24 protein-coding genes are annotated in these 26,169 nt (G+C 66.0%); 8 read left to right on the top strand and 16 right to left on the bottom strand.

The window, feature by feature from the left end; genetic code table 11:
* Positions 1-3: 3 nt before the first annotated feature.
* Entirely contained in the window at positions 4-747 is a 744-nt protein-coding gene (locus F0185_RS13315) for a LytR/AlgR family response regulator transcription factor (RefSeq protein WP_167225302.1), read from the bottom strand.
* A gap of 215 nt (positions 748-962) precedes the next feature.
* On the opposite strand from F0185_RS13315, the gene F0185_RS13310 reads away from it, so the two are divergent.
* Together F0185_RS13310 and F0185_RS13305 are read left to right on the top strand one after the other, a co-directional pair.
* Complete coding sequence (locus F0185_RS13310) at positions 963-1,961, top strand: formylglycine-generating enzyme family protein (RefSeq protein WP_167225109.1); 999 nt, start codon at positions 963-965, stop codon at positions 1,959-1,961.
* Between the two features lie 29 nt (positions 1,962-1,990).
* A complete protein-coding gene (locus F0185_RS13305; RefSeq protein ID WP_167225107.1) occupies positions 1,991-3,130 on the top strand; it encodes a sensor histidine kinase in 1,140 nt (379 codons plus the stop codon).
* Between the two features lie 29 nt (positions 3,131-3,159).
* Here F0185_RS13305 and F0185_RS13300 read toward each other — a convergent pair whose 3' ends face one another.
* Positions 3,160-3,480 carry a hypothetical protein gene (locus tag F0185_RS13300; protein WP_167225105.1) on the bottom strand — a complete coding sequence of 107 codons (321 nt, stop codon included), beginning with the start codon at positions 3,478-3,480 and terminating at the stop codon, positions 3,160-3,162.
* A gap of 63 nt (positions 3,481-3,543) precedes the next feature.
* Positions 3,544-5,181: a methyl-accepting chemotaxis protein gene (locus F0185_RS13295; RefSeq protein WP_167225103.1), complete on the bottom strand. Its 1,638-nt coding sequence runs from the start codon at positions 5,179-5,181 to the stop codon at positions 3,544-3,546.
* A gap of 315 nt (positions 5,182-5,496) precedes the next feature.
* On the opposite strand from F0185_RS13295, the gene F0185_RS13290 reads away from it, so the two are divergent.
* Positions 5,497-5,928 carry a cupin domain-containing protein gene (locus tag F0185_RS13290; RefSeq protein ID WP_167225101.1) on the top strand — a complete coding sequence of 144 codons (432 nt, stop codon included), beginning with the start codon at positions 5,497-5,499 and terminating at the stop codon, positions 5,926-5,928.
* A gap of 20 nt (positions 5,929-5,948) precedes the next feature.
* Positions 5,949-7,019, top strand: a complete 1,071-nt coding sequence (locus tag F0185_RS13285; RefSeq protein WP_229476982.1) for a redoxin family protein — start codon at positions 5,949-5,951, stop codon at positions 7,017-7,019.
* Here F0185_RS13285 and F0185_RS13280 read toward each other — a convergent pair.
* The 13 genes from F0185_RS13280 to F0185_RS13220 form a co-directional block, all read right to left on the bottom strand.
* Positions 6,998-8,365, bottom strand: a complete 1,368-nt coding sequence (locus F0185_RS13280) for a sensor histidine kinase (protein WP_370664009.1) — start codon at positions 8,363-8,365, stop codon at positions 6,998-7,000. The genes F0185_RS13285 and F0185_RS13280 overlap by 22 nt on opposite strands.
* Positions 8,362-9,102: a response regulator gene (locus F0185_RS13275; protein ID WP_167225095.1), complete on the bottom strand. Its 741-nt coding sequence runs from the start codon at positions 9,100-9,102 to the stop codon at positions 8,362-8,364. Before F0185_RS13275 ends, F0185_RS13280 begins: the two co-directional genes overlap by 4 nt.
* A gap of 150 nt (positions 9,103-9,252) precedes the next feature.
* A complete protein-coding gene (locus tag F0185_RS13270) occupies positions 9,253-9,936 on the bottom strand; it encodes a hypothetical protein (RefSeq protein ID WP_167225093.1) in 684 nt (227 codons plus the stop codon).
* 166 nt (positions 9,937-10,102) lie between these two features.
* Positions 10,103-10,855: a hypothetical protein gene (locus tag F0185_RS13265; RefSeq protein ID WP_167225091.1), complete on the bottom strand. Its 753-nt coding sequence runs from the start codon at positions 10,853-10,855 to the stop codon at positions 10,103-10,105.
* Entirely contained in the window at positions 10,852-11,664 is an 813-nt protein-coding gene (gene budA / locus F0185_RS13260) for an acetolactate decarboxylase (RefSeq protein ID WP_167225089.1), read from the bottom strand. The genes F0185_RS13265 and budA overlap by 4 nt, the downstream gene beginning before the upstream one ends.
* Before the next feature lie 120 nt (positions 11,665-11,784).
* A complete protein-coding gene (locus F0185_RS13255; RefSeq protein WP_167225087.1) occupies positions 11,785-13,245 on the bottom strand; it encodes a sigma 54-interacting transcriptional regulator in 1,461 nt (486 codons plus the stop codon).
* 1 nt (position 13,246) lies between these two features.
* On the bottom strand, positions 13,247-13,945 hold the full coding sequence (kdpE, locus tag F0185_RS13250; protein WP_167225085.1) for a two-component system response regulator KdpE: 699 nt from the start codon (positions 13,943-13,945) through the stop codon (positions 13,247-13,249).
* Positions 13,938-16,640, bottom strand: a complete 2,703-nt coding sequence (locus F0185_RS13245; RefSeq protein ID WP_167225083.1) for a DUF4118 domain-containing protein — start codon at positions 16,638-16,640, stop codon at positions 13,938-13,940. Before F0185_RS13245 ends, kdpE begins: the two co-directional genes overlap by 8 nt.
* Positions 16,641-16,660: 20 nt before the next feature.
* A complete protein-coding gene (gene kdpC, locus F0185_RS13240; RefSeq protein ID WP_167225081.1) occupies positions 16,661-17,239 on the bottom strand; it encodes a potassium-transporting ATPase subunit KdpC in 579 nt (192 codons plus the stop codon).
* Positions 17,240-17,251: 12 nt separating this feature from the next.
* Positions 17,252-19,351, bottom strand: coding sequence for a potassium-transporting ATPase subunit KdpB (kdpB, locus tag F0185_RS13235; RefSeq protein WP_167225079.1), 2,100 nt, complete (start codon positions 19,349-19,351; stop codon positions 17,252-17,254).
* A gap of 18 nt (positions 19,352-19,369) precedes the next feature.
* Positions 19,370-21,151 carry a potassium-transporting ATPase subunit KdpA gene (gene kdpA, locus F0185_RS13230; RefSeq protein ID WP_167225077.1) on the bottom strand — a complete coding sequence of 594 codons (1,782 nt, stop codon included), beginning with the start codon at positions 21,149-21,151 and terminating at the stop codon, positions 19,370-19,372.
* Positions 21,151-21,237, bottom strand: a complete 87-nt coding sequence (gene kdpF / locus F0185_RS35445) for a K(+)-transporting ATPase subunit F (RefSeq protein ID WP_167225300.1) — start codon at positions 21,235-21,237, stop codon at positions 21,151-21,153. The genes kdpA and kdpF overlap by 1 nt, the downstream gene beginning before the upstream one ends.
* Positions 21,238-21,436: 199 nt before the next feature.
* Entirely contained in the window at positions 21,437-22,147 is a 711-nt protein-coding gene (locus F0185_RS13220; RefSeq protein ID WP_370664012.1) for a TorF family putative porin, read from the bottom strand.
* A gap of 121 nt (positions 22,148-22,268) precedes the next feature.
* Here F0185_RS13220 and F0185_RS13215 point away from each other — a divergent pair, with 121 nt between their 5' ends.
* The 4 genes from F0185_RS13215 (at position 22,269) to F0185_RS13200 (ending at position 26,169) form a co-directional block, all read left to right on the top strand.
* The gene (locus F0185_RS13215; protein WP_167225073.1) at positions 22,269-22,763 is read left to right on the top strand and encodes a GNAT family N-acetyltransferase; all 495 of its coding nucleotides are present in this window, start codon (positions 22,269-22,271) and stop codon (positions 22,761-22,763) included.
* A 163-nt stretch (positions 22,764-22,926) separates the two neighbouring features.
* Entirely contained in the window at positions 22,927-23,316 is a 390-nt protein-coding gene (locus F0185_RS13210) for a hypothetical protein (protein WP_167225071.1), read from the top strand.
* A gap of 146 nt (positions 23,317-23,462) precedes the next feature.
* Positions 23,463-25,310 carry a tetratricopeptide repeat protein gene (locus F0185_RS13205; RefSeq protein ID WP_167225069.1) on the top strand — a complete coding sequence of 616 codons (1,848 nt, stop codon included), beginning with the start codon at positions 23,463-23,465 and terminating at the stop codon, positions 25,308-25,310.
* Positions 25,311-25,338: 28 nt separating this feature from the next.
* Positions 25,339-26,169, top strand: a complete 831-nt coding sequence (locus tag F0185_RS13200; protein ID WP_167225067.1) for a hypothetical protein — start codon at positions 25,339-25,341, stop codon at positions 26,167-26,169.

Raw genomic sequence — 26,169 nt, 5'->3', positions numbered from 1 at the left:
GGACTACATCGCCCGGAACAGGTGCACGAAGGCGCGGCTGACCGGCAGTTCACGCTGGCAGCCGCGCATGCGCACGAACAGGCGCCCGCCCTCGTCGCGCCGGGTGCCGTCCAAAAACGCCAGGTTGATCAGGGTGGAACGGTGCACCTGCCAGAACTGCTCCGGGTCCAGCTGCGCCGCCAGCTCGGTGAGCGGGGTGCGGATCAGGTGTTCGCCGGTGGCCGTGCTCACCACCGTATATTTGTCGTCGGCGTGGAAGAACAGCACGTTCTCCACCGCGACCTGGAACGTCAGCTCGCCTTGCCCGGCCCGGATATAGCGCAGGCGCGGCTGCGTGGGAAGCGCCAGCAAGCGCCCCAGCGCCAGCGCCAGGCGCGCATCGGCCTGCACCGGCGCGCAGGCGGCCTTGATGCGCTCCAGGGTGCGCGCCAGGCGCTCCAGCTTGACCGGCTTGAGCACGTAATCGAGCGCGGCGTGCTCGAAGGCCTCGACCGCATGGCTGTCGTAGGCGGTCACGAAGACCACCCTGGTCGGCCCTTCGATGCCCTGCGCCACCTCCAGCCCGGTCAGCCCCGGCATCTGGATGTCGAGGAAAGCCAGCTCCGGCTGCAAGGTGGCAATCGCGTGCGCCGCCTCGACGCCGTTCCCGGCCAGGCACACGATCTCGAGCTCCGGCCACAGCGTGGCCAGCTGTTGTTGCAGGAAACGCGCCAGGTGCGGCTCGTCGTCGGCGATCAGGGCGCGCATCGGGGAAAGCAAGAGAATGTCATGCCGCCATTGTAGTGCGCCCGCCGGCGCCGGCGCCAGCGCCTTGAGACCAATCGACGCCGGCTGCGACCGGCTGCAGTTGGTCCGCGCGCATGTCGATTCGTCGGCGCGCTTGTCGATCCGTCGCGGCGGGCATGTGCGCCCGGGCGCCGCCTGCCATCCTGCGTGCATCTCAACCAACCCGCAGGCACGCCATGTTCAAGCAATCCACCTTGACTGTTTCCCTCCTCCTTCTCGCCAACGCCGCCATGGCGGCGCCGATCGAACCGCAGATGGTCACGATCAAGGCCGGCGAGTTTGTGATGGGCAGCGCGCGCGCCGCCAATACGCAACCGGCGCACAGCGTCACGCTCAAGGCGTTCAGGATCGGCAAGTACGAAGTGAGCGCCGCCGAATTCCAGCGTTTCGTCGAGGCGACCGGCTACAAGGCGCCGCGCATGTGCCTGCAAATGGCGTCGAAGCGCTGGTTCACCAGCGTGCCCAACGAGTTCGTCGACGCCGCCACCCTGCAGTCGCTCAGCAAGTTCGAACCGGCCACCTGCATCGGCTGGAACGGCGCCCAGGCCTACGTCGCCTGGCTGGCCAAGGAGACCGGCAAACCATACCGCCTGCCGAGCGAAGCGGAATGGGAGTACGCCAGCCGCGCCGGCGGCACCGCGCGCTACTTTTTCGGCAACGAGGAAACCGCCGCCTGCCGCTACGCCAACCTGGCCGACCGCTCGGCCGAGGCGGCCATCCGGCGCGACTTCGACGGCCTGGAATCGCGCGAGCACGTGGGCGTGATGCCGTGCGACGACAAGTCCGGCTACGCCAGCATCGTCGGGATGTACGAAGCGAACGCCTTCGGTTTGCACGATACCTTGGGCAATATCGCCGAATATGTCCAGGATTGCGAGCACGAGAGCTATGCCGGCGCGCCCGCCGACGGCAGCGCCTGGGTCGACGCGACCTGCAAGGCGCGCGTGGTGCGCGGCGGCAGCTGGCACTGGCGCGGCTTTCACGCCAGCCACCGGGGCGCCATGCCGGTCGATTTTATCGGTGCGCTGGAAGGCTTCCGGGTGGCGCAGGATATCGGCGCTGCGGCCAGCGCCGACGCCGCACCCTCCTCCTTCGACCTGGAGCTGGCCGAGGCGCAAAAGAGCGAGCGCGCGCGCCGCGCCGCGCTGGCCGCGATCGCGCGTCCGAAAGGCTGAGCCGGCGAAGCTGCTACACTCTTTTCCCCATGGATATCCGCCCCACCGTCAAGCAAGCCTTGCGCAGTTTTCTGATCCTGAAAAAGCGCCGCGAGGAGCCGTGGTGGGCACGCCTGCTGGTCGCCATCGGACTCGCATTCGCGGTGACGCTGGTGCTGATGCTGGTGTCGGTGCTCCTGATGGCGAAGGCCGAGCTGGCTTGGTGGACCAGCTCGCTGACCAACAACCTCCTGTTCGGCGCCTGCGCCGCCGCCAGCATGCTGCTGCTCATGCGCGTCGGCGAATGGCTGCTGCCGGCTGCGTGGATCGACGCCCTGTTCGCCATGCAGGGCTGGCGCCCGCTCGCCGTCATGAGCGCGATCCTGTTCGCCGGCGCCGCGCTCGGCGTGCGGGCCGGCTATGCCGTGCTGGGGCAGGTGTACGCGGTCAACTTCTGGCACAAGCTGGCGGGCGCGCCCATGGTCCAGCTCAAGTTCGCCATTTTCGCGGCGCTGATCCTGGCCGCCAACTGGGTCTGGTGGCAATTCCGCGCCAAGGAAAAGGCGCTGGCGCAGCAAGCCGCCGAATCGCAGTTACGCATGTTGCAGGCGCAGATCGAGCCGCACTTCCTGTTCAATACCTTAGCCAATGTGCAGAGCCTGATCGCCACCGATGCGGCGCGCGCGCAACTGATGCTCGAATCGTTCACCGACTACCTGCGCGCCAGCCTCGGGCAGATGCGCGCGACCGACAGCAGTCTTGGCGCCGAGCTGGAAACGGCCCACAACTACCTGCTGCTGATGCAGATCCGGATGGGCAGCCGCCTGGCGTTTTCCATCGACGCCAGCGAGGCCGTACGACAGGCGCTGATGCCGCCCCTGCTGTTGCAGCCGCTGGTCGAAAACGCCGTGCAACATGGCGTCGGCCCAAGGCTCGAAGGCGGCCACGTGCGCATCAGCGCGCTGGTGCGCCATGGCGTGCTGGAAATCGTGGTTGACGACGATGGCGTCGGCCTCGGCCTAGGGCAGGCGCGCCGCAGCACCGGCAACGGCGTGGCGCTGATCAATATCCGCGCGCGCCTGGAGACCGGTTTCGGCGAGCGCGCCGCGCTGCTCATCGCACCGCTGGCGCAAGGAACGCGGGCGACGCTGAGCATGCCGTTCCGGCCGGCGTTCCCGCAACCGGCTTAGCGCACCTGTGCTTCGCGCCCCGCGGCGCCCTATTGTTCGGGAAAGGGAGGAACGCTTTTCTCCTCCCCAGGCTTGAGTCCCCCGACATGCTCACCTATTTTTACATGCATCGGATCGCCAGGCTGATAGGTGAATCGGGCATGACCGACACTCCCTTCCGTTTCAGCTCGTAAATTCAATACAATGGAGCGATCGTCCAGCATTCTCGCTGTGCCAATGGCTTGTGCGGATGGCTTTGCTACCGTCGCCGTTCTTTGTGGATGTTCAAGCGGACGCGCACGCTCCCCACAGCCTGACATCGTCTGGAGAGCGCACAGTGCAAGCAACGTTGGCACTATCAAGATTTTCATGGACCTTTCCTTGGTGGGCGCACGGACAGCATTCCCGTTGCGCAATCATACCGGTGACCCGTTTCATGCGGCATCCTGCGCTTGCCATGCCGGGGACATTGTTCCAGGTATCCCCTCCAAATGGCGAAGATATCGCTCTTGCCGTTGCGGTCGATCGTGGCCGGTCTGGAAATACGCCACCATGCGCGCCAGTTCGCGCGCCTGGCCCCGCATCGCGCCCGACGCCGCCGCTGCCTCATCCACCAGGCTGGCGTTCTGCTGGGTCACGCCATCCAGCGCCCGGATCGCGCTGCTGACCTGGCCGATGCTGTGCTCCTGCCCGCTGGTGGCCATGCTGATCGCGCCCATGATCGTGGTCACCTTCTGCACCCGCAGCATGATCTCGTCCATGGTCGCGCCCGCCGCTTGCGCCAGCGCGCTGCCGTTGGCGATCTTGGCCGACGAATTGCCCAGCAAGGCATGGATATCGCGCGCCGCCGCCGCCGAACGCTGCGCCAGGCTGCGCACTTCGGCCGCCACCACCGCAAAGCCCCGGCCCTGCTCGCCCGCGCGCGCCGCCTCCACCGCCGCGTTGAGCGCCAGGATATTGGTCTGGAACGCGATGGCGTCGATCACGCTGGTGATGTCGGCAATTTTCTTGCCGAAGTCGTTGATGTGCGTCATCGTGTGCATGACTTCCGCCACCACCCGGCTGCCCTCGCGCGCCACGCTCGACGCCGACTCCGCCAATTCGTTGGCCAGGCGCGCGTTGGCGCTGTTCTGGCGCACGGCGTCGGTCAGGGTTTCCATCGACGAGGCGGTTTCTTCCAGCGCGGCCGCCTGCTGCTCGGTGCGCCCCGACAATTCGAAATTGCCTTCCGCAATCTCGCGCGACGCCAGGTCGATCGCCAGCGCTCCCTCATGGACCTTGCCGACCGTGCTGGCCAGCCGCGCCGACATATCGGAAAGGGCGGTGAACAGCTGGCCGATTTCGTCGGCGCGCGCGTGCTCGATCGACATGCGCAGGTCGCCTTGCGCCACGCGCTCGGCCAGCCCGACCGCGCGTTTCAGGGGCGTGACGATGCCGCGCGTAAGCATCGCCGACAGCAGGGCCGCCACGGCCAGCGCGGCCAGCCCCAGCCCGATCAGCAGGTTGCGGCTGTGGCGGAACTGAACCGCCGAGGCCGCCGCCAGGGCCTGCGATTGCGCGCTCTGGTGCCGCAAGGCCACTTCCATCGCCGCCACGTAGGCTTTGAATGTCGATTCGAGCGTGGTCGCGGCCAGTTCGGCGACATCTTGCGTGCGCCCGATTTCCTTGAGCCGCAACACCTCTGCCCGCACCACCCCGTAGGCTTGCTTGCGCTGCAGCACGGTGTGCCACAACGGGCGCTCTTCCACGCCGGGCGACAAGGCCGCCAGGCGCTGTTCGGTCTGGCGCAGCGCGGTTTCGCCGGCGTCGAGCTGGGCCTGGAAATAATCGGCCACTTCCAGGCTGTCGCTGCGCGCAATGGCCGAGGTGCGCGCGCCGTTCAGGCGCGCCGTCGCCAGTTGCTCGGACAGCGCCTGCTGCCTGGCCAGATGGACTTGCACCAAGCTCGTCATGGCCCGTTCGGCGCCATGCTGGCGCCACAGCGAAGCGCCGGTCATGCCGGCCATGATCAGCAACACGAGGGAAAACGATCCGAGCACGCGCGTGCCGGTGGAAAAATGGGGAATCTTCATGGACGTCTCACACAACATGCGAATTTGCCCAGGCATCATGCACGCCCACTATGACAGGATAATTACCTATTAGAAATTAATGTGACCGCAAAGATATCATTTACGCGTCCGTCGCCATGCTGCCGGCGCCGCGCCGTACGTTGTCGCCCGACTTTTGTGTCGAATTGTTTCTGCTGACGCTGTGGACACGTTGACCGCGATCTGGAGGGCATTGCCGACATCGCGCGGAAACACCAAAACGGTCTAATGAGTCCTCGTCGACGCGGCAAGCCACCCTGGCCTGGCGCGCAACGGCGAACTCACAGGAGAAACACCATGCACGCCATCCAACACCACCTCCGTCCATCGTTGGCACGCAATGCCGCCTGCGCCATGCTCATGGCGGCGGCGGGCCTGCTGTCGGCGGCGGCGGGCGCACAGCAGTTCGACGCCAAAGGCATCGCCCGCACCGAATCGGTCCGCCACGACTTCGAAGGCAACCGCGAGGCGATCCAGGTGCGCGTCGATTTCGCACCGGGCGCGTCGTTCCCGAAACACGTGCACCCCGGCGTGGAAATCGCCTACGTCCTCGCCGGCACGGTCGAATATGAAATGAACGGAAAAACCATCCGCCTGCAGGCCGGCGAGTCCCTGTACATTCCGGCGGGCGCCGCGCACTCGGCAAAGAATGTCTCGACCGGCAACAGCGCGGAACTGGCGACCTACCTGGTTGAAAAGAACAAACCCATCGTCGTCCTGGAAAAATGAGATTGTTTGAGGGAGCCACCATGAACCGCTATTCCATCGCCGCACTCGGATGCGTCGCCGTACTCGGCGTGGCCGCCTTGTCGATGCCGTCCGGCAGCCGCGCCGCCACGCCTTACCGCAGCAGCTTGCCGGTGCAGGCGGCCATGCCAGGTTTCGACGGCGCGACCACCTGGTTCAACAGCGCGCCGCTGACGCCCGCGCAACTGCGCGGCAAGGTGGTGCTGGTCGATTTCTGGACCTATTCCTGCATCAACTGTATCCGCACGGTGCCGTATGTGCGCGCCTGGGCCGACAAGTATCGCGCCCACGGCCTGACGGTGGTCGGGGTGCATTCGCCCGAGTTCAGGTTCGAAAAAGACCTGACTAACGTGAGCGCCGCCGTCAGCCGCTTCAAGATCGATTTTCCGGTGGCGGTGGACAGCGACCATCGCATCTGGCAGGCATGGGGCAACAACGCCTGGCCCGCGTGGTATCTGGTCGACGCCAACGGCAAGATCCGCTACCGCCAGGTAGGCGAAGGCGGCTACGACAAGCTGGAACGGGCGATGCAGTCGCTGCTGGCCGAAGCGCGCGGCGGCCCGGTCGACGCTACCCTGGTCGATCCGGCGGGAGCGGCGGAACAGATGGCGCCAGACCTGCGCCAGCTCGATTCGGCCGAAACCTACGTCGGCTATCGCCAGGCCAGTGGGTTCAACTCGCCCGAAGGCGTGCGGCGCGACGTGGCGCACCAGTACTCGGCGGGCCAGCTTGGCCTGAACCAATGGGCCCTGTCCGGACGCTGGACCGTGAACGCCGAATCGGCCAGGGCCGAACTGGCTGGCGGCGCCATCGCGCACCAGTTCCGGGCGCGCGACCTGCACCTGGTGATGGGGCCCGGCCAAGCCGGGCGCACCGTGCGCATCAAGGTCAGCGTCGATGGCCGCGCACCGGGTGCGGACCACGGCGCCGACATCGACGCCGATGGCAACGGCGTCGTTACGGCCACCCGCCTGTATCAGCTGGTCCGGCAGTCGGGTTCTGCCCTGCAGCGGCGCGTCGAGATCCGTTTTCTCGACAGCGGGGCCGAGGTCTACGCGTTCACTTTCGGCTGATCGGCGGGCGCCACGGCGCGCACCACCAGCCGCGCTTCCAGCCCGCCATCGGGCCGGTTGTGCAGGGTCAGGCCGCCACCAAGCGTGAGCGCCAACTGGCGCGCAATCGCCAGCCCCAGGCCGGTGCCGCCGGTGTCGCGGTTGCGCGAGCTCTCGAGCCGGTAGAACGGCTCGAAGACCTGTTCCAGCGCCGCCTCGGGAATGCCCGGCCCCCGGTCGAGCACCCGGATCGTGATGACGCCTTGCGCCGGGCGCTCCATCGTGATGTTCACCTCGCCTGCGTACTTCAAGCCGTTGTCGACCAGGTTGGTGACCACGCGGCGCAGGGCGCCCGCACGCGTGACGAACGGTATGACTTCAGGCGCCCCGCCCTGGCGCTCGAAAGCCACGCCGGCGCCGCTGTCGCGGTAGTCGAGCGCCATGGCGTCGAGCAGGTCGTCGGGGTCGATCGCGCGCGCCGGTTCCAGCTGGCCGTGCATCGCGCGCGCGTAGCCGATCCCTTGCCTTGCCAGGTCTTCGAGCTGCCGCAGATCGTCGATCAGGCGTTGCTGTTGCGGCGATTCGTCCATCAGGTCGACGCGCAAGCGCATGCGCGTGATCGGCGTCTGCAAGTCGTGCGAGATCGCCGCCAGGATGCGCAGCCGTTCATCGACATAGGCGGCAATGCGCTGCTGCATGGCGTTGAAGGCGCGCGCGGCGGCCGCCACTTCGGACGGGCCTTGTTCGGGCATGCGCACCGGGCGCAGGCCTGGCCCGAGCGCGTCGGCGGCGTCGGCCAGCGTGCGCAAGGGCTGGATCGCCAGCCGTACCGCCAGCCAGCAGGCCAGCGCCACCAGCGCCAGCTGCCCCGCCAGCATGTAGGGCAGCCGCTCCGACAAAGGCAGGCCGCGGCGCGGGCGAAAGTCGACCGTCAGCGGCTGCCCGTCCGCCAGCGTCACATGTACCTGGAAGCGTTCGGCGTCGCCGGCGACCGCGTGCGCGCTGAAGGCATGGCCGGGCGTGAGCGCGCGCGTGACCGACGCCAGCACGCGCATCGAGTGCGGCGCCGTCACCGGCGGGCCGGCCTGGCCGGCGCCAAGCGCATACCGGTAGCCGCCGCGTTCGAGACGTGGCAGCCAGGCCGCGCGCTCGTCGTGCGGCAAGCGCTCGAGCAGGGCCACGGCGGTGCGCAGGTCGACTTCGACATAATCGATCATTGCGCCCATGCTCGCGTCGTTACGTTCGTCGATGGTCAGCATCGCGGAGAGAAACTGGGCCGCTGCCAGTCCCGCCAGCAAAATGATCGACAGGCGCGCGAACAGGCTGGCCGGGGCCAGGGCGCGCAGCAGCGCGGCGATGCGTTTCACGCCGTTCCCGCCAGTGGCGTGACCGGGCATGACAGCACATACCCTTCGCTGCGCAGCGTCTTGATGTAGCGCGGCTCGCGCGGGTCGTCGCGCAGGCGCTGGCGCAGGCGGCTGACCAGGATGTCGATGGATCGATCGAACGCCTGCGCATCGTGGCCATGGGTCAGTTCCAGCAATTGATCGCGCGTCAGCACCCGTTGCGGATGGTCGAGGAAGACCCGCAGCAGCCGGTATTCGGCGCTGCTCAGTGCGACCGCGACATCGTCCTCGGCCAGCAGATGGCGCGCCACCAGGTCGAGCCGCCATGCGCCGAAGCCGATCAGGGATGCCGTTTCGGTGGCCTGCATGTTCGGCGGAAGCATGCGCGTGCGGCGCAGCACCGCGCGGATGCGCGCCAGCAGCTCGCGCGCCGCGAACGGCTTGGACATGTAATCGTCGGCGCCCAGTTCCAGGCCGACGATGCGATCGGTTTCATCGTCGCGCGCGGTGAGCATCAGGATCGGAATGGCGCGGTGCTTGCCGGAGCGGATCTCGCGGCACAGGGCCAGACCGTCGTCGCCGGGGAGCATGAGGTCGAGCACGATCACGTCGGGCGTGGCCCGTTGCAGCGCCGAGCGCATCGCGCGGCCGTCTTCGGCCGCCGTGCAGCGCAGGCCCTGTTTTTCGAGGTAGGCCGTCACCAGCTCGCGAATGTCACGGTCGTCATCGACGATCAGCACATGATCGATTTCTGCCACTGCTTTACTCCTCCCGCGCGCATGCGAATCCAAGTCCGAATAGTATCAGTATCCAGACCGGCAATTTCAGGCCAACGGTTCCCGCTTGCCGCGCGCGGCGTACCAGTGGAAACAGGCGCTTGCGCTGCCATTCCAGCCCGCATACCGGGGTCAGCGCGCTTTCTTGTACACGCCTTCCGACAGGGCTGATTCCTCATCGGCGACCACCAGGCCTTCCGCGCCGGCCTTCAGTTCCATCGAGATGAAGGCGGTCATGGCCGCAATCGGATTGGTCAGCCGAAAAGCGGCAATGCGGGCGCTGGCGCGCTCGGGCGGCATCGACAGCCATTGCCACGCTTCCTCGGTACCACTGCGACGCAGGCCGGTACGCGCCCAGACTTCGCCTTCCGCCATGCTCACGATGGCCTGGCCGTTGGCGGGATTGGTGTCGACGATCACCCCCTTGCCCGAGGCAGCTTCAAAGCGGACCTCGATGTTCTTCAAATAGATATCCGCAGTGCAACATACCGCGACCCATTGGCCAGGCTCGGGCTCCTGCCTGGGCGTGAACTCGTTGTCGGTTTCCAGACGGAACACCATTGGTTCTTCCACCGGGGTCAACACCAGCAAATCGTCCTTGATTTCCCACACACCCTCGTTGCCATCGTCTTGCGCGCCATAGGTGAGCAGGAACTGGAATTTGCCGTTCTTGCCAAGCCATAATTCCGAACCGACCTCCATGACACCTTGCAGGAAATAATTCCCCGGCAAGTCGTCGAGATCGAACTTCAGCGCGGACGAGTTGGGCTTGTCGGCGCCCGCAACGGAGCTTGGCAGTTCAGGGGTCTCGGACATGACAATCTTTGCATTTTGGTTACATGAACCATATTTTACATGACGCGCATATGTCCTCAGCCGATGCGGCGAAGGCCAAGGCCATCGCCGCGCTTCGTCAACAGCGCGACACGATCCATGGCGTCCTCACAATGACACCATCAATGACGCCGGCGGCGCACGGGTGTCACTGCGCTTTTTTATAGACGCCCTGCGACAGGCCCGATGCCTCATCGGGAATCAAGCCATCCTTGCCAGCGGTCAATTCCATTGATTTGAACGCGGTCATGGCCGAGATCTGGTTGGTCAACCGAAAACCGGCGATGCGGGTGCTGGCGCGGGCGGGAGGCACCGCCACCCATTGCCACGCATCCTGGCTGCCACGGCGACGCAGGCCGGTACGGGACCAGACCTCGCTGGCCGGCATCGTCACGATCGCCTGCCCGTTTTTGGGATCGGTGCCGCTCACCGTTGCGCTCTTGCCCGACTGGGCTTCGAATGTGAGCTCGACATCCTTCACATAAAAATCGTCGGCGCGGACCACCGCGACCCAAGTGCCGGCCTGCGGCTCTTTCTCTGGCTTGAAGTCGGTTTCTTTCTCCAGGCGAAACAGCATCGGCCCCGGTACCGACGTCAATACCACGCGCTCGTTCTTGATTTCCCACACGCCCTCGGTTCCCTGGTCGAGGTTGCCATAGGCGAGCATGTACTGAAATTTTCCATTTTTGCCGAGCCATATCTCGGAACCAACTTCCATGACGCCTTTCAGGAAGTAATTGCCGGGCAAGCTATCTTTATCGAGTGCTTGAGCGGACGAGTTCAGGCAGGCGGTGGCCAGGACGAGGGCGGAAAAGAGTGGAAGTTTACGCATGGCAATGGTTTCATTGTAATGACAGGAAGCCCATTTTACGCCAGTGGCATGCCGCGATCCGGCAATCAAGGTTTGTGGACGCCATCCTTGTCGTGCTGTGCGCTCTCGACCTTGCGCAGCTCGGCGGCGCGGTCCTTGTCCTGGTCGGCGTTGGCAAAATCGTCGTTCAGCGGCAGCTCCACTTCCAGCCGGCGCACCTGGGCCAGCTTCAGCACGCCGCGTTCCAGCCCCGTGCCGAGCACATGTCCGCCGAAGGTCAGGTCGTCCGAGATGAAGTGCCAGTGGTAGCCCGGCACGCTGATGCCCTTGCTCAGGCTGGGACTGCGGATGCCGACCAGGGTGCCCGCCACCGCCTCGCGCGTGAACACGCTCTGCGTCTTCGACACCTCGGCCAGCGGCCGGTACGGCCTTCCCTGCGCGGGAATGGCGCGCGTGAAGATGCCGGTAAAGCGGCCCTTGACCTCGACCGCGTAAAACATGTTCTTGTTGCTTAGCTGCTGGTCGGCCAGCGCTTCGATGGCCGGCAGGCTGGCGGCCGGCCCCAGCTCCACGGTTTTGGTGGGCACGAACGGCAGCACGTAGGCCAGCGGCGTGCGCTCGGTCGGCGCCGCGATGCGCACCGAGCCGTCGGCGCGCACGTGATAGAACTTGCCATCGTGGACCACCATTTCGCCATCGAGGCCGTTATAGGTGCCGATCCCGAAATTGCCCTTGGCGCCCAGTTGCGCGACGCTCAGCTGGCCCTCGTACACACCGGCCAGCAGCGCGTCGATGGTCGAGTACACGTACAGGGCCGGTTCCTGCGCGGCGCAGGCCAGGCTGGCCGTACCCAGCACCAGGGCGGCGACCCAGCGGCGGCGTAAAGGGGCGACATGCATGGCAAACTCCGTTGTCGATGAGGGCCGGCTGGCGCTCCTGCCTATATTAGATTCCGGCCGGCCCAAGGAAGCAAGCATCGGCGCCGGCCGCCATGCCAGCCGCATGCCGGCGTGCCCGCTTCACAACACTTTGCGAGCGCGCAGGTAGCGCCGCAGCGCTTCGCTCGGGGTCTTGAGCGCGGCGGCGCAGCGCCCGGCGTCGCCGCCGTGGGTGGCCAGCGCCGCGTCGATCTCGGCCGGCGCAATCTGGCCGACCTGGCGGATCGCCGGATGCGCCTCCATCAGCTTGTACATCGTCGGGCGCGACACGCCCAGCGCCAGCGCCGCATTGCGGATCAGCCAACCGTTCGCCTCGAGCGCGTCGAGCACCGCCTGTGGCCCCAGCTTGGCCGGCCGGGTGCGCGCCGGCCGGCTGGCCGCGCCCGGCGCCAGCGCGTCGAAATCGAGCGCCTGGCCGGCCTGCGCGGCGCTCATGGCGCGCTGCACCACGCTGCCGAGCTGGCGCACATTGCCGGGCCAGTCGTAGTTGCACAGCTGGCTCATGAACGCGACCGGCAGCTCGGGCGCGCTGCCGGTGCGCGCGCTCCAGGCCTGCATGCAGTGCAGCGCCAGCACGCCGATGTCGCAGCGCCGCGCGCGCAGGGGCGGCAGGTGCACCACCAGCGCTTCCAGGCGGCGCAGCAAGGCCTGGTTGAAGCTGCCGTCGTGCAGGTCATGGTCGCTGGCGCCGATCAGGCGCGCCCTGGCCGCCTCCTTGAGGCGCGCGCCGGACGGGCGGTACTCGCCCGTCTGCAGCACGCGCCGCAGCATCGCCTGCACCACCGGCGGCGCAAAGCCGACTTTGTCGAGAAACACGACGCCGTCGCCAGCCTGCGCAAATGCCCCGGTGCCGGCGCCGAACAGATCGGACTCCGCCCGCGACTCGCCGGCGCTGGCCATGTTCACCGCCACCATCGGGCTGCGGCAGCGCGCGCTGGCCTGGTGGATCGCCTGCGCGGCCAGCTCCTTGCCGCTGCCGGCTTCACCGAGCAGCAGCACCGGCAGCTCGGTCGCGGCCACCTGGCGGATCAGCTCACGCACGCGGATCGCGGCGCTACTGACCCCGCGCACCGATGCGATGGCGCTTGGCTGCGGCAGGCGGTCCATCCAGTGCACGCACAGCAGCACCACGCCACCGAGGCCGATCACCAGGCCGGCATCGACCTGTTCGGGCGTGCAGCGCGTTTCGGGCGCGGCCAGCATGGCGCCGTTCAGCTCCACCCGCATGCGGCTTTGCGGCAGCAGCAGGCTCACGCCATCGTCGCGATGGCGGCGCAGGCGCAGCGAATCGCGCGCGATGCGGCGGTGATCGAGCGGCGCGCGCTCGCCGGCCAGGGCGCCGAACAGCGGCGCGAAGCGGTTCACCGCAATGTCGGCGCCGCTGTTCGGCGCCCTGGGCGCGATGAACTGCTCGCCGATGCGCTCGCGCTCGGGATGCCACAGGATGGTCAGCGCCAGCATCTGCGCGGCGCGCCCGGACGGCAGTGGGACCGGCGAGGCCAGGGTGTTTTCGGCGTCGAGCAGGGAAAAGGGTGCGTGCATGTCAGTCCTGCGCCAGCAGGCGGTAGCCGACGCCGGTTTCGGTCAGCAGGTAGCGCGGCTGCGCCGGATCGTCTTCGAGCTTGTGGCGCAGGTGGCCCATGTAGATGCGCAGGTAGTGGCCATCCTCGGCGTGCGACGGTCCCCACACCTCGCGCAGCAGCTGCGGATTGGTGACCACGCGCCCGGCATTGGCCACGATCACCGACAGCAGGCGAAATTCGGTCGGGGTCAGGTGCACATGCTGGCCGCCCTTGCTGATGCGGCGCGCCTGCAAGTCCACGCTGACGTCGCCGAAGCGCACCAGCGCGGCCGGAGCGGCGCCCGGCTGGCGCTGGCGGCGCAAGGTGGCGCGCACGCGCGCCTGCAGTTCGCCCACGCCGAACGGCTTGGTCAGGTAATCGTCGGCGCCGGCGTCGAGCGCGCGGATCTTGTCGGCCTCGCCCACCCGCGCCGACAGCACGATCACCGGCACCGACGACCAGGTGCGCAGGTCGGCGATGAAGGCGATGCCGTCGCCGTCGGGCAGGCCCAGGTCGAGCACCACCAGCTCTGGCGTGCGGGTGCCGGCGTCGATCAGGCCGCGCTGCATGGTGGCCGCTTCGAACACCACCCAGCCCTCGTCCTCGAGCGCGGCGCGCACGAAGCGGCGAATCTGCGGCTCGTCTTCGACCAGCAGGGCGGTGGGGGCGGGATCAGTCATCGGGCAAGTCAAGGCTTTCTGGTTCGGGGCCGGGAGGTGGAGTCCCGAGCGGCAATGTAAAGACAAGCGAGGCGCCGCCGGTGGGCGACGCGCCAGCCTCGATTTTACCGCCATGTGCCTCAATGATCGCGCGGCAGATCGCCAGACCCAGGCCAACGCCCGGTTTGGCCGACTCGCGCTCGCCGCGCGCGAACTTGTCGAACAGGGTCTCGGCGCGGCCGGCCGGAAAACCAGGGCCGTTATCGTGGACGCTCATTTGCAGCATTGCGCCATGGCGCGCGCCGCCGATCACGATGGTCGAACCGGGCGGCGTGTACTTGGCCGCGTTCTCCAGCAGGTTGTACAAGACCCGCTCGATCAGCACCGCGTCGAAGCGCACCAGCGGCAGGCCGGGCGCCAGTTCGGTGCGCACGATATGCGCGCGCAGCGGCGCGGCGCAGGCGCGCAATGCGCTGCCGACCACTTCTTCGAGCGGCTGCCACTGCATGTTGAAGGTGACCTGGCCGCTCTGGATGCGCGCCATCTCCAGCAGGTTGCTCACCAGGGCGCTCATGCGCAGCGCTTCCTCGTGCAGGATGTCGGCCATCTCGCGCTGCGGCGCGGCCAGCGCGGGCGTGGAGGCGGCCAGCGATTCCGACAGGCCGACCAACAGGGTCAGTGGCGTGCGCAGGTCGTGCGAGAGCGCCGCCAGCAGGGAATTGCGCAGGCGTTCGGATTCCATGTTCACCAGCGCGTCCTGCGCCACCTCGATGTAATGCACCCGCTCGAGCGCGATGGCGGCCAGCGCGGCGAAAGTGTCGAGCTGCTTGCGCTGCTCGGGAATGAGCATCCAGCGCTGTTGTTCGGGTGCGATGGCCAGCACCCCGCGCGTGCGCATCGGGGCGACCAGCGGCAGGTAGAACAGGGGGCTGGCCGGCAAGGTGCCGGTGCCCAGGCCCGCGCTTTGCGCATGGTCGAACGCCCATTGGGCCACGCCCAGGTCGGCGCTGGCGCCCGGGGGCGCCAGCAGGCGGCCGTCGGCGTCGGGCACCAGCAGGGTGGCGCTGGCGCGGAAGGTGCGGGCGATGGCGTCCCTGGTGGTGTCGACAATCTGTTCGGTCTGGAGCGCGCCGGAGAGCTCGCGCGCAAATTCGTACAGCGCGCGCGAGCGGCGCTCGCGGTGCGCCGCCACGCGCGCCTGGAAGCGCAGGCCGGCCGTCAGGTGGCCGGTGATCAGGCCTACCGCCAGCATCACGCCGAAGGTGATCAGGTATTCCAGGTCCGAGACGTTGAACGTGAAGCGCGGCGAGACGAAGAAAAAATCGAAGAAGGCGACCGAAAGGCAGGTGCACAGCACCGACGGCCCGCGCCCGAAGCGCACCGCCACCAGCAGCACCACCAGCAGGAACAGCATGGCGATGTTGGCCAGGTCGACGTAGCCGACCAGGGGCGAGAGCAGCAGCGCGGCAGCCAGGCTGGCCGCGCCCGACCAGGCGTAGGCCCGGGCGCGCCGTTTGCCGCTGTCGATGGCGAGGATGACGGTGTTCGTTTCCGGCGCCATCGGGGCCGGGCGTGGCTTGCCGCCGCCGACTTCGATCAGGTCGATGTCCGGTGCGGCGCTGGCGATGCGGGCGCGATGCGGGCGGCGCCATGGCCACGAGCGGTGCGCGCGCGCCAGCACCACCTTCGACATATTGTGGTCGCGCGCATACTCGACGATGGCGGCGGCAATGTCGCGCCCCGCCAGCACCGCCGTGGTGGCGCCCAGCTCCTGCGCCAGGCGCAGCGTTTTCAGGGTCAGTTCGCGGCGCGGTGCCGGCTTGCGTTGCAGGGCCGGCGTTTCGACGTACACGGCGTGCCAGTCGGCGCCCAGCTGGCCGGCCAGGCGCGCAGTGCTGCGCACCACATGCTCGGCGTCGGCGCGCGGTCCCACGCAGGCCAGCAGCGCGCCGCCGGTCTTCCAGACGGTGTCGATCGACTTTTCGATGCGGTAGGCGCGCACGTCGTCCTCGACGCGGTCGGCGGTGCGGCGCAGGGCCAGCTCGCGCAGGGCGATCAAGTTCCCTTTGCGGAAGAAGTTTTTCGAGGCGCGTTCGGCTTGTTCCGGCTGATACACCTTGCCGCTGCGCAGGCGCGCCAGCAGTTCGTCGGCCGGCAGGTCGACCAGCACCACTTCGTCGGCGCGGTCGAACACGGTGTCGGGCACGGTTTCGGCCACGCGCACGCCGGTGATGCCGCCAACCACGTCGTTCAGGCTGTCCAGGTGCTGCACGTTGACGGTGGTGAAGACGTCGATGCCGGCCGCCAGCAGCTCCTCCACATCCTGCCAGCGCTTGGGGTGGCGCGAGCCGGGGGCGTTGGAGTGGGCCAGCTCGTCGACCAGGATCAGGGACGGGGCGGCGGCCAGGGCGCGATCGAGGTCGAATTCGTGCAGGGTTTTGCCACGGTGGTACAGCGTGCTCGGTTCGAGGCGGTCAAGGCCGTCGAGCAGGGCGGCGGTGTCGGCGCGGCCGTGGGTTTCGAGCACGCCGACCAGCACAGCGAGGCCGTCGGCGTGCAGCTTGCGCGCGGCGGCCAGCATGGCGTAGGTTTTGCCGACGCCGGCCGAGGCGCCGAAGTAGATGCGCAGCTTGCCGCGCGCCGCCTTGCGTTCCTCGGTCTGGACCTGGGCCAGCAGGGCGTCGGGGTCGGGGCGTTGCGGGTCGGTTGGGGACATGGCCACCTTTGTTACGAACGTTACCGAGTATACGCCGCATCCAGCGCCAGGTTCAACGCCAGCACATTGATCCGCGCCTCGCCGAACACGCCCAGCACCGGCGTGATCGCCTTTTCCTTGATGATCGCCTCGACCCGCTCGCGCGGGATCTTGCGCGCGCGCGCCACCCGGCCCGCCTGATACTGCGCCGCCGCCAGGCTGATCTCCGGATCGAGCCCGCTGGCCGATGCCGTCACCAGGTCCACCGGCACCAAGGCCGTGTTGCCCGGGTCAAGCGCCCGCAGCGCGGCCACCCTGCCCTTGACCGCCTCCACCAGCGCCGGATTGAGCGGCCCCAGGTTCGAGCCCGAACTGCCGCCCGCGTTGTTGGCCATCGGCCCGGTCGCCGACGGCCGGCCCCAAAAATACCCCGGCGCCGAAAACGACTGCCCGATCAGGCTTGAGCCGACCGTCTTGCCGTCGCGCGTGAGCAAACTGCCGCGCACCTGGTCCGGAAAAGCGACGTACCCGATCCCGGTCACCGCCAGCGGATAGAGCACGCCCACGGCCAGGGTCAGTGCGCCAAAGAGCATGATGGCGGGGCGAAAAGTGGTTTGCATGGAGTGTCCTTTCTAGACCAGGTGAAGCGCCGACAGCAGCATGTCGATCAGCTTGATGCCGATGAACGGCAGCACAATGCCACCCCCACCGTAAATGAGGATGTTCCGGCGCAGCAGGGCCGCCGCGCCTATCGCCCGGTACTTCACGCCCTTGAGCGCCAGCGGAATGAGCACCACGATAATGAGCGCATTGAAAATCACGGCCGACATGATGGCCGAATCGGGACTTGCCAGGCGCATCACGTCCAGGCTTTTGAGCTGCGGGTAAGTGCCCACAAAGGCGGCCGGAATGATGGCGAAGTACTTGGCGATGTCGTTGGCGATCGAGAACGTGGTGAGCGAGCCGCGCGTCATCAGCATCTGCTTGCCGATTTCGACGATTTCGAGCAGCTTGGTCGGATTCGAATCCAGGTCGACCATGTTGCCCGCTTCCTTGGCCGCCTGCGTGCCCGAGTTCATGGCCACCGCCACGTCGGCCTGGGCCAGCGCCGGCGCGTCGTTGGTGCCGTCGCCGGTCATCGCCACCAGCCGGCCCTCCGCCTGGTAGCTGCGAATGAGTTTGAGCTTGTCTTCGGGCGTGGCCTCGGCCAGGAAGTCGTCCACGCCCGCTTCGGCGGCAATCGCGGCGGCGGTGAGCCTGTTGTCGCCGGTGATCATCACCGTCTTGATGCCCATCCGGCGCAGTTCCGCAAAACGCTCGCGGATGCCGCCCTTGACGATATCCTTCAACTCCACCACGCCCATGACGCGGCCATCATCGACCACCACCAGCGGCGTGCTGCCACGGCGCGACACGTCGTCGACCGTGCGCGCAACTTCAAGCGGATACGGCAGCCCGAGCGCCTCCACATGCTTTTTCACCGAATCGGCCGCGCCCTTGCGCACCTGGCGCGCGCCCACATCCACGCCGCTCATGCGCGTGTTGGCGCTGAACGCGATGAAGCTGGCCCGCAGGCTGGCCATGTCGCGCTCGCGGATGTTGAAGCGCTGCTTGGCCAGCACCACGATCGAGCGCCCTTCCGGGGTTTCGTCGGCCAGCGAGGCCAGTTGCGCCACGTCGGCCAGTTCCTGCTCGCTCACGCCCGGCGCCGGGAAGAAGCCGGCGGCCTGGCGGTTACCGAGCGTGATGGTGCCGGTTTTGTCCAGCAGCAGCACGTCGACGTCGCCGGCCGCTTCCACCGCGCGGCCCGAGGTGGCAATGACATTGGCGCCCATCATGCGGCTCATGCCGGCCACGCCGATGGACGAGAGCAGCGCGCCGATGGTGGTCGGGATCAGGCACACCAGCAATGCGATCAGCACCGTGACGCTGACCGGCTTGCCCGCACCGGCCGCCGCCACGCCAAACAGCGAAAACGGCAGCAGGGTCACGGTGACCACCAAAAACACGATGGTCAGGGCCACCAGCAAGATGGTGAGCGCGATTTCGTTGGGCGTTTTCTGGCGCTTGGCGCCTTCGACCATCGAGATCATGCGGTCCAGGAAGGTCTCGCCGGGATTGACCGACACGCGCACCACCAGCCAGTCCGACAGCACGCGGGTGCCGCCGGTGACGGCCGAAAAGTCGCCGCCCGACTCGCGGATGACCGGCGCCGATTCGCCCGTGATGGCGCTCTCGTCGACCGAGGCCACGCCTTCGATGACTTCACCGTCGATGGGAATCACATCGCCCGCTTCGACCAGGATGGTATTGCCCTTGCGCAGATCGGCGCCGGGAATGGGCAACCAGGTGGTGCCGTATTTGGGCGTGGCCAACTGCTTGGCGCTGACGCTTTGCTTGAGCCCGCGCAGGGACGCGGCCTGCGCCTTGCTGCGCCCTTCGGCCAACGCTTCGGCGAAGTTCGCGAACAGCACGGTGAACCACAGCCAGACGCTGATGGCCAGAATGAAGCCGCTGTCGGCGTCGCCCTTGCCGGCGACGGCCTGGAAGTACATCAGGGTGGTAAGAATACTGCCGACGTAGACGACGAACATGACGGGGCTGCGCAGTTGCGTGCGCGGTCCCAGCTTCATGACGGCGTCGACGATGGCGGGGCCAATCAGCGCCGGATCGAACAGCGTGAGTGTCTTGCGGGTGGTCGCTGCCGGTGGCAGCGGAAGTGCTTGCGACATCATATGCTCCGCATGAAGTTATTTGGAATAGAGCTGCAAATGCTCGACAACGGGGCCGAGCGCCAGCGCCGGTACGTAATTGAGCACGCCGACCAGCGTCACCACGCCGACCAGGAGGCCGATGAAGATGGGGCCGTGCGTGGGCATGGTGCCGGCGTTCTCTTTCAGGCGCGGCTTGGCGGCCAGCGCGCCGGCGATCGCCAGCACCGGCACGATCACGGCAAAGCGTCCGAACCACATGGCAATGGCCAGCATGGTGTTGTAGAACGGCGTATTGGCCGACAAGCCCGCAAAGGCGCTGCCGTTGTTGTTGGCCGCCGAGCTGAAGGCGTACAGGATCTCCGAGAAGCCATGCGCGCCGGGGTTGGCGATGCCCGCCTTGCCCACGTCGAGCATCACCGCCAGCGCGGTCCCGCCGAGCACCAGCAGCGGGGTGACCAGGATCGCGATCGAAGTCATTTTCATTTCGTACGAACCGATCTTCTTGCCCAGGTATTCCGGGGTGCGGCCGATCATCAGGCCGGCGATGAAGACCGCCATGATGGCGAACACCAGCATCCCGTACAGGCCCGAGCCGACCCCGCCGAACACCACTTCGCCCAACTGCATGAGCAGCATCGGCACCATGCCGCCGAGGGGCGTGAAGGAGTCGTGCATGGCGTTGACCGCGCCGCACGAAGCGGCGGTGGTCACGGCGGCGAACAGGGTCGAGGCGGCGATGCCGAAACGCGCTTCCTTGCCTTCCATGTTGCCGCCGGCCTGCAGGGCGCTCGCGCCCTGGTCCACGCCCAGCGCCGCCAGTTGCGGATGCACGGCTTGTTCGGCGCTCATCACCACGCTGGCGGCGACGACAAACATCAGGCTCATGGCGCCCAGGATGGCCCAGCCCTGGCGCGCATCACCGACCATGCGCCCGAAAGCGAAGCACAGCGCGGCGGGAATGAGGAAAATCGCCAGCATCTGCGCAAAGTTCGACAGCGCGCTCGGGTTTTCGTACGGGTGGGCCGAGTTGGCGTTGAAAAAGCCGCCGCCGTTGGTGCCAAGCAGCTTGATCGCTTCCTGCGAGGCGACCGGGCCCATGGCGATGGTCTGGGTGGTGGCGACTTTGGCTTCGGTTACTGCCTGCCCATCGGCGCCCGGCGTGGTTAGCGAATACGCGACCGGCTCGATCAACTGCACTTCTTGGTAGCTGTTGAAGTTCTGGACCACGCCCTGCCCCATCAGGAACACGGCGAACAGCAGCGACAAGGGCAGCAGCACGTACAAGATGGAACGGGTGATGTCGGCCCAGAAGTTACCGATCGACGCCGCCGAGCGCGCGCTGAAACCGCGGATCAGCGCAAAGGCGACCGCGATGCCGGTGGCGGCGGAAAAGAAGTTCTGGCCGGCCAGCGCGACCATCTGGGTGAAGTAGCTCATGGTCTGCTCGCCGCCGTAGCCTTGCCAGTTGGTGTTGGCCACGAAGCTGACGGCGGTGTTGAACGAGGAATCGGGGCTGACGTTCCCCAGCGCCTGCGGATTGAGCGGCAAGAACGCCTGCAGGCGCTGCACCCCGTACACGAACAGCGCACCGAGTCCGTTAAAGACCAGCAGCGCGGTGGCATACGCTTTCCAGCCCATGCCGGTGTCGGGCGATACGGCACCCAAGCGGTACAGCAGCCGTTCGAGCGGCGCCAGCCAGCCCAAGCCGGGCACGGCGCCGCCAGCGCCGACCTTGGCCAGCAAGCGGCCCAGCGGCCAGGCCAGCGCCAGCAGCACGGCCAGAAAGGCGCCCAGCAGCGCCATCGATTGCATGGTCATCACAGGTCCTCCGCGTTCAGCAGCGCATGGACCAGGTAGGCCAGCAGGCCGGCGGCCACGACGCCGGCGATGTAGATGGGTTCCATTATTTCTTGTCCCCCAGGGTGGCGCAGCCGGCTGCAAAAGCGCGGCAGAGGCCGAAAAAGAGCAGGAGCGCTCCGATAAAAATCAGGTCCATATCACCCTCGAACGAGTTGGTTTTGTTATTGATGAGCGTATCGGCAAGCGTCTAAAAACGGTGTAAAGAGTTGCCGCGCCGGTGTAAACAAAGCGTAAACGCCGCCATTAAAAGGTCTTGCTTACGGTCAGTTGCAGCGCCGTTTTGCCGAGGAACTTGCCGTTGGCGGGCGAGGCGTAGGCGGCCTTGCTTGCGTTGGTGCCGATGACGGCCAAGGCCACGCTGGCCACGCCAAAGTCGCGCGTCACGCCGATTTTGTAGTCGGTATAGCTGGCGGCGCTGTTGTGGGCCACGCGCTGGCGTCCGGCGTGCAGATTGAGCACGACGCCGTTGCCGAGATCCGGATTGGCGGCCAGATCGAGGTAACCACTGTGCTTGCTGCCGACATAGCCGAACAGGTTGGTCAGCGCGTGCGAATACTTGATCAGGGCGACGCCGTACGAGAGCTGGCCGTAGACCTCGGTGGTGTTGGCGTTGGCAAAGCCCGCCACATGGCCGAGTTTGTTCGATGGGTAGGCGTAGGCAAGCACGCCGGCGTCGTAGCCGATGCCGCCGGCCAGATCGCCGCGTTTGCCGCTGTAGACGTCGATTTCGACCTTGCCGTCGCCGCCGGCATCATTGGTCCACTTGATGGTCGAGGCCCATACGCCGGCGTACCAGCCGGATGGCTTGTGCAGCAGGTCGGCGCCGCCCTGCAAGGCCGGCTGGAGGCGGGTTTGCGAGATGCCGCGATAGCGGTAGTCGCTGGTGGCGGCGGCGTTGACACTGACATCGGTCGCGGCCTGTGCGGAGAACGACAACAGGGCGGCTGCGAACATGGCGATCTTCATGGTGCTTCTTTCTTGGCTGTGGTGAGGAGTGGAGACACAGCAAATGGTATCGACGTGGCCGTAAAGAATTTCTAAAGAGTTGGCACGCTGTCGTAAAGGAAATGTAAAAATGCAGCCGTTGATGAAGCGGAGAGTAGCGATGGAAATGCATGAGACGGCGACGATGCGCAGCGCGTCGATGGACGATGTGGAGACACTGGCGGCGATCGAAGAAGCCAGCTTCAGCGGCGACCGGGTGAGCCGGCGCAGTTTTCGGCATCTTCTGTCGCGGGGAAAATCGCTCACGCTGATCGATACCTTGGCGGGAGAAACGCGCGGCTACCTGACCTTGCTGTTTCGCGCGAAGACGGCGCGGGCGCGGGTGTACACCATTGCGACGGCGGCGGCCTGGAAGGGCCGCGGGGTGGCGGCGGGACTGGTGCGCGCGGCGGAACAGGCGGCGCGGGCGCGCGGGTGTACGGCGGTGTATCTGGAAGTGCGCAAGGATAACGTGGCGTCGATCGGGCTGTTTACAACGAGCGGATATCGGGTATTCGGGGAATACGAAGCGTATTACGAAGATGGGATGGATGCATGGCGGATGGAGAAAGCACTTGTTGAATGAAGCGGGGGAAACAGGCGAATGAGCGTGGCCCAGGAGCTTATTTATCCATTCACATTGACAATCAGATAAGCTGGGTGGCTGTTCCGTATAATCCCATGTGTAAGTGCCGGAATTTTGCGCCGGCATACCTGATTTCAAGTGAGTTGTTAACCCTGGAGTGTTTATGTTGAAGAATAAAATCCGTATTTGCCTGACTGTGATCTGCCTGGCCAGCGTGACCGCATGCGGTTCGGTAAAAGGCTTGTCCGACTTTGGCGCGATGAAGACGGGCACGCAAATTTCGGCGGCACAAATGGCAAGCGTCATTGACAAGAAAAGCACCCAAGCCGATGTGATCGCCGTCGTCGGCCAGCCAAACCGGAAAACGGAAGCCGGCGGCAATACCGTCTGGTATTACGATTTCACCCAGATCGGGCAAGCAATTATCGGCAAAAACATCAGCGAGACCACCGCTTTCGAATTCAACAAAAAAGGCGTGGTCGTCACGCATTACAAAACAGGCGGTCAAGGCGGCACGTCGAGTAATCCGCTGCTGAAAGCGGCCGGCCAGTAACACCGGTGTCAAAACCGGTGTCAGGTCTGACAATCGGACACGAGCTCATCTGTTATGGAACTCAATCGGACCTCCACGGTACAGTCCGTGTCCGAATGTCAGACCTGACACCGCAGGAGTAGTGAACTATATATTTTGAGGATGCGATGGCGGCACAGCTGGACACATTAATCTGCCAGGGATGCGGCGCACGCCTGAGTTACGCGGCCGGCTTGCAAGCCTTGCAATGCGATTACTGCGACGCGGTCACGCCGATTGCGCATGCCGCGCCAACAGCCGGCACGGCGGCCCAGCGGATCATTCCGCTGTCGGTCGAAGAAAACGCGCTCGCGTTCGGGGTGCTGCGGCACCTGGCGGCGAACGATCTTGTGCCGGATGACATGGTCGAGCGCGCCGTGCTGACCGTAAATTGTTTTTACATGCCCTGCTTTGCCTTCACCGTCTCGTACAGTGCCTCGTGGACAGCCTCGTTCGGCTACAACCGGACCGAAATGTATACCGACCATGTGCTGCGCCACGTGGATGGCCAATCGCGGCGGGTGCCGGTTACGAAGTCACGCACCGTCGTCGACTGGCGCCCGGTCAACGGCCAGGACGCCAACAAGTTTCTCATGCTTGCCTACGCCGGCAGCGGCCTGGCGCCGGCCGCCTTGCCCTTGCTTGACCGCTTGCAAAACATGATATTGGCAAGGCCTTTCGACGCCGCCTTTGCCAGTGGCGTCGAAACCCAGCCCTACGCCCTGCCCCAACACATCGCCTATTCGATGCACGCCGAGGCGCGCGTCGCCAGTGTGGTCGAAACATGCGTCAAGGGCCACGCACAAGGCGAGCAGCAACGCGACTGGCACTGGAACGCCAGCACCAGCTGGGAGGCATCGGCAGTGTATGTTCCCGTAGGCCATGTCGTGATCGCGTATGGCGGCAAACAATACAATGCCTGGGTCGACGGCACCTTCGACGCCAATCTGGTGACGGACGCGCTGCCAGCCAATCTGGACAAAGGCAAGCACGCGCTTCGCGGCATGATCGCGCCACTGCTTGCCACGGGGGCGCTGATGTTATCAGGCATGGCGTCCACCAGCTTCTTTTATGAAATGCAGGCCGAACGGGTAGCGGCGGTCGGCGTGCTGTGGGGTCTGTCCATCTGGCGCGATAAGCGGCGCGCCAAGCGTTCGCGCCAGTCGCGCCAGGCGGCCCTGGCCAAGCGCGCGCGGCACTACGCCCAGCCGGCGCCCACGCCGGCGCCGGAACTGGCGTCCGCAGGCAGCGGGCCGGACCTGGTGTCGCTGGCCATGTCGTTGGTGTCGGCGGTCATCGTTGGCGTGTTGCTTTACAAGCTAGTCAACGACCCGCAAGCGCCGCCAAAGGCTGTAGCGGCCGCGGCGGCTGTGACGGCGCCGGCGGCGGACGCAGCGGCCGTCGCCCCCGCCGGCGTGTACGTCAACATGCCTGTCAAGCCAGTCCAGCCGCTCTCCCCCATGCTGGTCGCCGTCAATGCGCGCGACTGGGCCACGGTGCGTACCCTGACGGAACAAGCCAGGCCGCAGGAGCCGGTGTCGGAGACCGCCAGGAAAGCATCGGCAGGACTCTTGCAGCAAGGCGCCAAAGAATTGCTCGACAAGAACTATAAGGCCGCGATCGTCGCACTCGGCATTGCGGTCGATGCCGACGGCGCCAACCTCGCTGCCCGCAGCGCGCTCGGCGCCGCTCTCATCGGCGCTGGCGACCATGAGCGTGCACGCATGGTGCTCGCCAAACTGCTTGAGGCTGCGCCCGACCACGTGGAAGGCTGGAGAAACATGGCCGAAGCGGCCGCGCTGGCCGACCAGCCGGCCGAGGCCGACGCCAGCCTGCGCATGCTGCTGCACTTGAGCAAGGACCGCAAGCGCACCACGGATGCGCTGAAAAAGCGCGCCGCCGCAGGCGAACCGGACCAGTTCAGCGAGGCTGTGGCAAGGGTGCTCAAGCCGGCCGCCAAAAAAAGAGTCAAGTAATCCGCTTCAGTGACCGGGATATCCGGCGATGCTGACCGGTGCACTTGCGAGAAAGGCACGAACCGACGCCCATGAGAGGCGCATTGAACCGATCATTTTTCGACGAGCGAACAAAATGCGAGCACAAATCATCGGGTTAAGTCACACCAATGCGCTGCGGGGCGCGCTGAAAAACACACGGCGTGCGTTCCAGGCGGAATTCGATATTATTCATATGTTGAAAGCAGTGCCGGACAAGCAGTTCCTGCACACGGACGGCGCGGCAACATACATCAACCCGACCTTGCGCGAGCGGCTTGCAAAGGCAGATGGCGGGAACACGGCGATCTTCTCGATGGTCGGGGGGAATGCCCATAATTTCATGGGACTGTTTCAACATCGCGTTCCGTACGATATCGTTTTACCCGAGCAAACCGATCTTCCTTTCGACCCCGGCGCCGAGCTCGTGCCTTACGATTATGTCGCCAAGGTATTGCTTGGATTGGTCGTCCGCGACCTGGAATTCCTGAACGCCTTGCGCCGCGCCATGCCGGTTCCGATATATCATCTGGAGAGTCCTCCGCCAGTGTTCGATAACGATTTCTGCAAGCAAAACCTGCCGCCGGTTTTTCTTACCAAACAGTATGCGACGATGAACATTGCCGCACCATTTTTTCGATACAAATTGTGGCGTTTGCACAGCCGGATTGTTCGCCAGGAATGCGAACGCATCGGGATCGGCTTCATTCCCTGTCCAGGCGATTCCATCGATGACAGCGGATTTTTGCGCCGCGCGTATTACATCGATCCATTGCACGGTAACGACGGCTATGGCGCCCTGATACTCGACCAGATCACCGCCCTCGTCCAAAACAACTGA

This window comes from Massilia rubra (assembly GCF_011682065.1).
GTDB lineage: Bacteria > Pseudomonadota > Gammaproteobacteria > Burkholderiales > Burkholderiaceae_D > Telluria_A > Telluria_A rubra.
Note: the sequence above shows the minus strand (reverse complement) of the source record. Positions and strands in the feature narration are given on the sequence as shown.

Bases quoted from the DNA above. Each gene is read 5' to 3' on its own strand.
- F0185_RS13270 (WP_167225093.1), bottom strand. From the start codon at position 9,936: ATGTCCGAGACCCCTGAACTGCCAAGCTCCGTTGCGGGCGCCGACAAG.
- F0185_RS13300 (WP_167225105.1), bottom strand. From the start codon at position 3,480: ATGAAAATCTTGATAGTGCCAACGTTGCTTGCACTGTGCGCTCTCCAG.
- F0185_RS13210 (WP_167225071.1), top strand. From the start codon at position 22,927: ATGTTGAAGAATAAAATCCGTATTTGCCTGACTGTGATCTGCCTGGCC.
- F0185_RS13255 (WP_167225087.1), bottom strand. From the start codon at position 13,245: ATGCACGCACCCTTTTCCCTGCTCGACGCCGAAAACACCCTGGCCTCG.
- F0185_RS13200 (WP_167225067.1), top strand. From the start codon at position 25,339: ATGCTGACCGGTGCACTTGCGAGAAAGGCACGAACCGACGCCCATGAG.
- kdpB (WP_167225079.1), bottom strand. From the start codon at position 19,351: ATGTCGCAAGCACTTCCGCTGCCACCGGCAGCGACCACCCGCAAGACA.
- F0185_RS13215 (WP_167225073.1), top strand. From the start codon at position 22,269: ATGCAGCCGTTGATGAAGCGGAGAGTAGCGATGGAAATGCATGAGACG.
- F0185_RS13220 (WP_370664012.1), bottom strand. From the start codon at position 22,147: ATGTTCGCAGCCGCCCTGTTGTCGTTCTCCGCACAGGCCGCGACCGAT.
- budA (WP_167225089.1), bottom strand. From the start codon at position 11,664: ATGCATGTCGCCCCTTTACGCCGCCGCTGGGTCGCCGCCCTGGTGCTG.
- F0185_RS13315 (WP_167225302.1), bottom strand. From the start codon at position 747: ATGCGCGCCCTGATCGCCGACGACGAGCCGCACCTGGCGCGTTTCCTG.
- kdpF (WP_167225300.1), bottom strand. From the start codon at position 21,237: ATGGAACCCATCTACATCGCCGGCGTCGTGGCCGCCGGCCTGCTGGCC.
- F0185_RS13295 (WP_167225103.1), bottom strand. From the start codon at position 5,181: ATGAAGATTCCCCATTTTTCCACCGGCACGCGCGTGCTCGGATCGTTT.
- F0185_RS13290 (WP_167225101.1), top strand. From the start codon at position 5,497: ATGCACGCCATCCAACACCACCTCCGTCCATCGTTGGCACGCAATGCC.
- F0185_RS13205 (WP_167225069.1), top strand. From the start codon at position 23,463: ATGGCGGCACAGCTGGACACATTAATCTGCCAGGGATGCGGCGCACGC.
- kdpC (WP_167225081.1), bottom strand. From the start codon at position 17,239: ATGCAAACCACTTTTCGCCCCGCCATCATGCTCTTTGGCGCACTGACC.
- F0185_RS13285 (WP_229476982.1), top strand. From the start codon at position 5,949: ATGAACCGCTATTCCATCGCCGCACTCGGATGCGTCGCCGTACTCGGC.
- F0185_RS13305 (WP_167225107.1), top strand. From the start codon at position 1,991: ATGGATATCCGCCCCACCGTCAAGCAAGCCTTGCGCAGTTTTCTGATC.
- F0185_RS13245 (WP_167225083.1), bottom strand. From the start codon at position 16,640: ATGTCCCCAACCGACCCGCAACGCCCCGACCCCGACGCCCTGCTGGCC.
- F0185_RS13310 (WP_167225109.1), top strand. From the start codon at position 963: ATGTTCAAGCAATCCACCTTGACTGTTTCCCTCCTCCTTCTCGCCAAC.
- kdpA (WP_167225077.1), bottom strand. From the start codon at position 21,151: ATGACCATGCAATCGATGGCGCTGCTGGGCGCCTTTCTGGCCGTGCTG.
- kdpE (WP_167225085.1), bottom strand. From the start codon at position 13,945: ATGACTGATCCCGCCCCCACCGCCCTGCTGGTCGAAGACGAGCCGCAG.